Annotated in this window: 7 protein-coding genes; 6 read left to right on the forward strand and 1 reads right to left on the reverse strand. The window is 39.3% G+C overall.

Annotated features, from left to right (window positions below):
• Nucleotides 1-273: 273 nt before the first annotated feature.
• The 6 genes from CRENPOLYSF2_RS04205 to CRENPOLYSF2_RS04230 all read left to right on the forward strand — a co-directional run bounded on the left by CRENPOLYSF2_RS04205 (nt 274) and on the right by CRENPOLYSF2_RS04230 (nt 4,011).
• Nucleotides 274-528 carry an AbrB/MazE/SpoVT family DNA-binding domain-containing protein gene (locus tag CRENPOLYSF2_RS04205; RefSeq protein WP_087142712.1) on the forward strand — a complete coding sequence of 85 codons (255 nt, stop codon included), beginning with the start codon at nt 274-276 and terminating at the stop codon, nt 526-528.
• On the forward strand, nt 516-911 hold the full coding sequence (locus CRENPOLYSF2_RS04210) for a type II toxin-antitoxin system VapC family toxin (RefSeq protein ID WP_087142713.1): 396 nt from the start codon (nt 516-518) through the stop codon (nt 909-911). The genes CRENPOLYSF2_RS04205 and CRENPOLYSF2_RS04210 overlap by 13 nt, the downstream gene beginning before the upstream one ends.
• A 358-nt stretch (nt 912-1,269) precedes the next feature.
• The gene (locus CRENPOLYSF2_RS04215; protein WP_217884063.1) at nt 1,270-1,491 is read left to right on the forward strand and encodes a hypothetical protein; all 222 of its coding nucleotides are present in this window, start codon (nt 1,270-1,272) and stop codon (nt 1,489-1,491) included.
• On the forward strand, nt 1,488-2,222 hold the full coding sequence (locus CRENPOLYSF2_RS04220; RefSeq protein ID WP_217884064.1) for a zeta toxin family protein: 735 nt from the start codon (nt 1,488-1,490) through the stop codon (nt 2,220-2,222). The genes CRENPOLYSF2_RS04215 and CRENPOLYSF2_RS04220 overlap by 4 nt, the downstream gene beginning before the upstream one ends.
• 393 nt (nt 2,223-2,615) lie before the next feature.
• Nucleotides 2,616-3,275, forward strand: a complete 660-nt coding sequence (locus CRENPOLYSF2_RS04225) for a division plane positioning ATPase MipZ (RefSeq protein WP_087142716.1) — start codon at nt 2,616-2,618, stop codon at nt 3,273-3,275.
• On the forward strand, nt 3,262-4,011 hold the full coding sequence (locus CRENPOLYSF2_RS04230) for a hypothetical protein (RefSeq protein WP_087142717.1): 750 nt from the start codon (nt 3,262-3,264) through the stop codon (nt 4,009-4,011). Before CRENPOLYSF2_RS04225 ends, CRENPOLYSF2_RS04230 begins: the two co-directional genes overlap by 14 nt.
• A 373-nt stretch (nt 4,012-4,384) precedes the next feature.
• Here CRENPOLYSF2_RS04230 and CRENPOLYSF2_RS04235 read toward each other — a convergent pair whose 3' ends face one another.
• Nucleotides 4,385-4,774 (reverse strand): RNA 3'-terminal phosphate cyclase, encoded by a 390-nt coding sequence (locus CRENPOLYSF2_RS04235; protein WP_087142718.1) that lies wholly within the window; start codon nt 4,772-4,774, stop codon nt 4,385-4,387.
• Nucleotides 4,775-4,927: the final 153 nt, after the last annotated feature.

Raw genomic sequence — 4,927 nt, forward strand, 5'->3', positions numbered from 1 at the left:
GTGTCCGCAATAAAAGAGTAGGTTTCCAGTATATTGGTTTTTCGGGATACTCTGAATTGCTGGGTAGTGAATTAATCTTTGACTTTTCTAGCTCACTGACAAATATTTTTGATTGTAATTCGTTTTTAAAATAAGCGTAGTCCCAAAATTGCTAAAATGAGAAATGTTCGGTATCAGTAAAAGGCAGTAAATTGTAAATACAGTTGCTATTTAGTAGGAAATTATTATAATTTAAGAAAATCCTACTATTTTATTTTTCCATGGTGGCATACTATGCCGATGATTAGAGTTCGAGAAAAACATCAAATTACCTTACCAAAAGAAGTCGTTTCTTCCCTCCAGGTAGGCCCAGATAGCTACATTGAATATTTCATTACGAATAATGGTGTATTTATGCGTCCGGCTCCCATTAAAAAAGTAAGAAAAAGTATATTCGACTATGCAGGAACAGGGGGAAAACAAGCCTACTCATCAGCGCAAGAAGCTGACACTTTTATTTCAAGCCTCCGAGATGAATGGAATTCATAACCTCCCTATTCGAAACCTTTGTAGGGAAAAGTATTTACTTTGATACGAATCCTATAATCTATTTTGTAGAAAAACATGAAGTTTTTTTTGATGCTATCAGCCCTATTTTTGAAATGATCGATGAAGATAAGGTCATTGCTTGTAGTAGTGAATTTACGCTTACTGAAATCCTCATAAAACCCTTTCGTGAAAACCTACAGGAATCAATACACGCCTACCAAGAACTCTTACTGAAGTCTGGGTACGTTTCTTTATTTGGGCTTAGTGCCGAAACCTTTATCCTTGCTGCTAAAATAGGAGGGGAAACAGGGATGAAAACACCTGATGCCATTCATATTGCCGTTGCCGTAGAAAATCATTGTGATTTTTTTTATTACCAATGATAAAAAAATAAGATCATATGGTAATGTTCAAGTTATACAGGTATCTGATTTAGCCAATTAAAAAAGTAGGCTTAGCACAAATTTGAATGCAAAGAGCGCCCTGAGAAATATGCCATTATTCAGCAAAAAATCAAACCAATTTGTAACTACTCAGCCTATAAATTCGCGGGTTGTAGCGATTTTACTGGTGAAAAACCTATAAAATCGGATGCAGAAATTGCATTTTTAGTTACTTTGGCTGCTTTTGACACCGATAAACTCGCTGTAGCCCAGGTAAATCAAGGCTGAGTAGTTACACCAATTTAATTGGCTATGATACGGTTGTTAACTTTAATTACATCAAGGGTAACTCATGGATATGACTGAAGAAAGTATACAATATTTGGAAAAACACATTCCTATCCTAGCCGATGCAGCTGTCAAACAAGCTTATTGGCAAGCGTTAGCAACGGGCAGTAGTGTGCTAATCTGTGAAGATGGTGTGATGGTCGAAATATTCCCTGATGGTACTCGAAAAGTACTTAAACAATTAGAACCTCAAACAATAGTTACATTAGGGCAATGTCTGGAATTACTGTGAGTGGCATCACTCCTCGTCTAAGGATATTCGCCGGCCCAAATGGTTCCGGAAAAAGTACCATTAATGCGGTGATTCGTCCAGAATTACTGGGCGTATATGTGAATCCTGACGAAATTGAGAAAACCATTCGTGAGCGGGGTGATTTTCTTGATTTGGCTAGTTATGGAGTAGATACATCAGCAGCTGAGATTTTGACGTTTTTTCAGCAATCGACGTTGTTGGCAAAAGCCGATTTGTTGGACGAGGCAGATGCATTACGCTTTAATGACAATAAGTTGAGTTTTTTTGAAGTTTCTATGAATGCCTACTTTGCATCGGTGGCTGCGGATTTTATTCGGCAAAAGTTATTGGAAACGAGGGTAAGTTTCACTTTCGAGACGGTGATGTCATCCCCCGACAAAGTGGCTTTCTTGCAAAAGGCTCAACAGCATGGCTACCGGACTTATTTGTACTATGTTGCCACTGAAGATCCGGATATTAATATATCGAGGGTTCGTTATCGGGTAAAAATGGGTGGTCATCCGGTACCCGTAGATAAAATCGTTAGCCGTTATTTTCGTTCTTTGGGTTTACTGAAAGAGGCAATTCGTTATTCTAACCGAGCATATATATTTGATAACTCTGGCCAACAGCAGGTTTTTGTAGCGGAGATTACTGATGGCCACGCTCTGGAGATAAAAACAGAACGTTTGCCTAACTGGTTTAAACACGCTGTGATGGACAATATTTAACGTCAATCAATCTACAAGTCTGGGTTTGTTGCAAATAATAAATTTTAGAATTGATAGCCGCTGACTGATATATAACATGCTTTAAATCTACCGGCATAGATTTATGCCATAGAAAATTTTATTACAATAGAACGATAAAACTTTCTAATAAGTAGTCGACCATAAGTCTTTTAACATTTTATGGCTCGCGCACCACGAATCATAGGCATTTGGTGTTAAAAATCTTTTGAACGACTACCTAAAACGTTAAATGGATAGAGACAAAAGATGGATGGCCTAATTGGATATGATGAAAATTGGAATAAAGGGTAGGCATGTTTGTTGATACAGTTACAGACCAAAAAACAAAACAGAATAAATGGATGATTAATTCAATTCTACAAAGGGGTTAACGTGATTATTTTATTGGGAAACCAGAAAGGCGGTTGTGGCAAATCAACCATAGCCTGCAATTTGGCCGGTATGTTGGTCAACAAAGGCAGGGATGTCATGCTGGTCGAGTCTGATGAGCAGATAACCACATCGTTGTGGGTTGGTGATCGTAAACTCGAACACCCTGATTATCCAAAAATTAACTCAGTCCAAAAATATGGTGATGTTGATGATGCCTTGGTTGATCTAGACAAGCGTTATGAGTATGTGATTGTCGATGCAGCAGGCAGAGATTCAAAAGAGCTTAGATCGGCATTAATCGTTTGTCATGCTTTGGTTATGCCGTTTCGTCCCAGCGGGCCTGATCTAACAACTTTGCCACACATGGAATCAATGATAAAGATGGCTAAGCGTGTTAATCCAGATATGAAAGTATTTGCTTTTGTGAACTCTGCACCAACAAATACACAGGATAAAGATTCTGAATCTGCCAGAGAAGCCATATCCAGCTATTCCATTATCAAGCTATTGAAAACCACCGTCCACGATCGGCGTATCTATCGAGATGCCATGTCAGAAGGTCTTGCTGTGACAGAAATGACAGACAAATCCAGTAGTGCGATGGCTGCGAAAAATGAAATGGAAAGCTTATTATTGGAGATTTTAAATGAAACCATTTAAAACAAAGCAAGAAATAGCCGAATTAAAAAGAGAGTTTGTTGATGGTGTAGGGAAGAGTGATGTATGGTCTGTTTCAGGCCTGAACCAACTGTCTAATGAAGACCTGATAAAAAGATTGGTACAAATAGATAACCAGTCAACGTTAATGAAGTGGCGCATATTATGGATTTTGCGGCAACGATATGATTCCGACACTTTGTTCGGGCAGTATATTGCTGAACTCCGGTCAGATCCTGCTCAAACATTATGTTTGGGCAACCAGATGGATATTTATAGGGCTTGGAATGCTGGAAAGTTCTGCGAAACCTATTGTATCAATGATTTATCTGAAATTTCAATATCTCAAACTGCAATTTATGAACTAAGCCGTCCCGCCAACGAAGCGGTTTCGGGTGATGTTTTCAATGCTATCCGGTATAAAAAAGTGCCTGTCTCTGACGTAAAACGCATGTTGGAACAAGCCAAAGCTGTTTCTACAATAGAGACTCAAGAGCTGATTTTGGAGGCTGATAAAATTGATACTTGGCTAACAGATATTGAGCCTGAATTGGTTGATGTTATCAATTATCACACAGAGAATCGACGCATGGAGCTGATACAAGAGCTATGCAATATGGATTCAAAAAATATAAATAAAAAACAGGCGCTTAAAGAAATATGTGATATTGCCAAATCCTATACGCACTTTGTCCCTATTAAAATGATCATTAAGGAACTTGAAAAGCTTCTACCTTAGTTCAAGTGGCTCACTTAATGGAAGTTGTTTTAAGGCACAGGGTCTCTTGACCACAGCGGCACTTGTTTTACAAGTCTACACTTTTATGTGAAAATTGGGGGCACTTTTAGGCACATGAACGAGGGTTCATGTTGACGGCCTTTCACGGCAGGCATCTGCAAGAGCTAATATCTGTGTATATTGTTCGTTCAAAAATCTCATCAAGGCAAGGTTATCCGTTCATTAATGGTTTTTTGTTGTCAGATATTTCGTCTTAAATTTTGTAGTGTACTTCTTTCGCACATTGGTCATATTTCAGTTCGCCTTCGGTGGCCTAAAATACGGGGAGTGCTACAGTAAACATTTTTTTTGCAAAGTGAGAGCAGCGATGATGCTAATCCTTGGCAACTACATTCACCCGTACAATGCGGCTGTCCGTTTTTTCAGCAACAATAGCAACCGGCAAAAACTGCTGAATCACTTCAGCGTTGCTTACCGCATGTTGGCTCCATTCGGTGCTTGTAAAAGAACCGCCACCGGCTAACGCCATAGGCAACAAAAGTTGGTCGGCCAAATAAGTGCCGACAACCGCATTACTGCTTAGATAGCGCCTGGCCTCGGCAACCGTGTTTTTTGCGAGGGTATCAGCAAACAGGCCTTTTTCGCCAAAGCCGGTAAACACTTCGGTGACATGGTCATGCTCGAACGTAAGCAACATCGCATTGCCAGGGCCACGACCGCTGTCGATACCGCGCATTAGCAATTGCTCGTCACGCCAATTCATACCCTCTTTTTCACTACCGTACACTTTTTGAAAACTACTTGATATTTTTTAACAATTTGATAAATTTACGCATTTTTGTGTAAATTCATCATGCCAAACTGTTACAGAGTTTATAGAGCAGTTCATCAATCACTAATCAAGGCACTGGGGTTT

The organism is Crenothrix polyspora (assembly GCF_900163755.1).
GTDB classification, from domain to species: Bacteria; Pseudomonadota; Gammaproteobacteria; order Methylococcales; family Methylomonadaceae; genus Crenothrix; species Crenothrix polyspora.

Bases quoted from the DNA above. Each gene is read 5' to 3' on its own strand.
- CRENPOLYSF2_RS04235 (WP_087142718.1), bottom strand. From the start codon at position 4,774: ATGAATTGGCGTGACGAGCAATTGCTAATGCGCGGTATCGACAGCGGT.
- CRENPOLYSF2_RS04230 (WP_087142717.1), top strand. From the start codon at position 3,262: ATGAAACCATTTAAAACAAAGCAAGAAATAGCCGAATTAAAAAGAGAG.
- CRENPOLYSF2_RS04210 (WP_087142713.1), top strand. From the start codon at position 516: ATGGAATTCATAACCTCCCTATTCGAAACCTTTGTAGGGAAAAGTATT.
- CRENPOLYSF2_RS04205 (WP_087142712.1), top strand. From the start codon at position 274: ATGCCGATGATTAGAGTTCGAGAAAAACATCAAATTACCTTACCAAAA.
- CRENPOLYSF2_RS04215 (WP_217884063.1), top strand. From the start codon at position 1,270: ATGACTGAAGAAAGTATACAATATTTGGAAAAACACATTCCTATCCTA.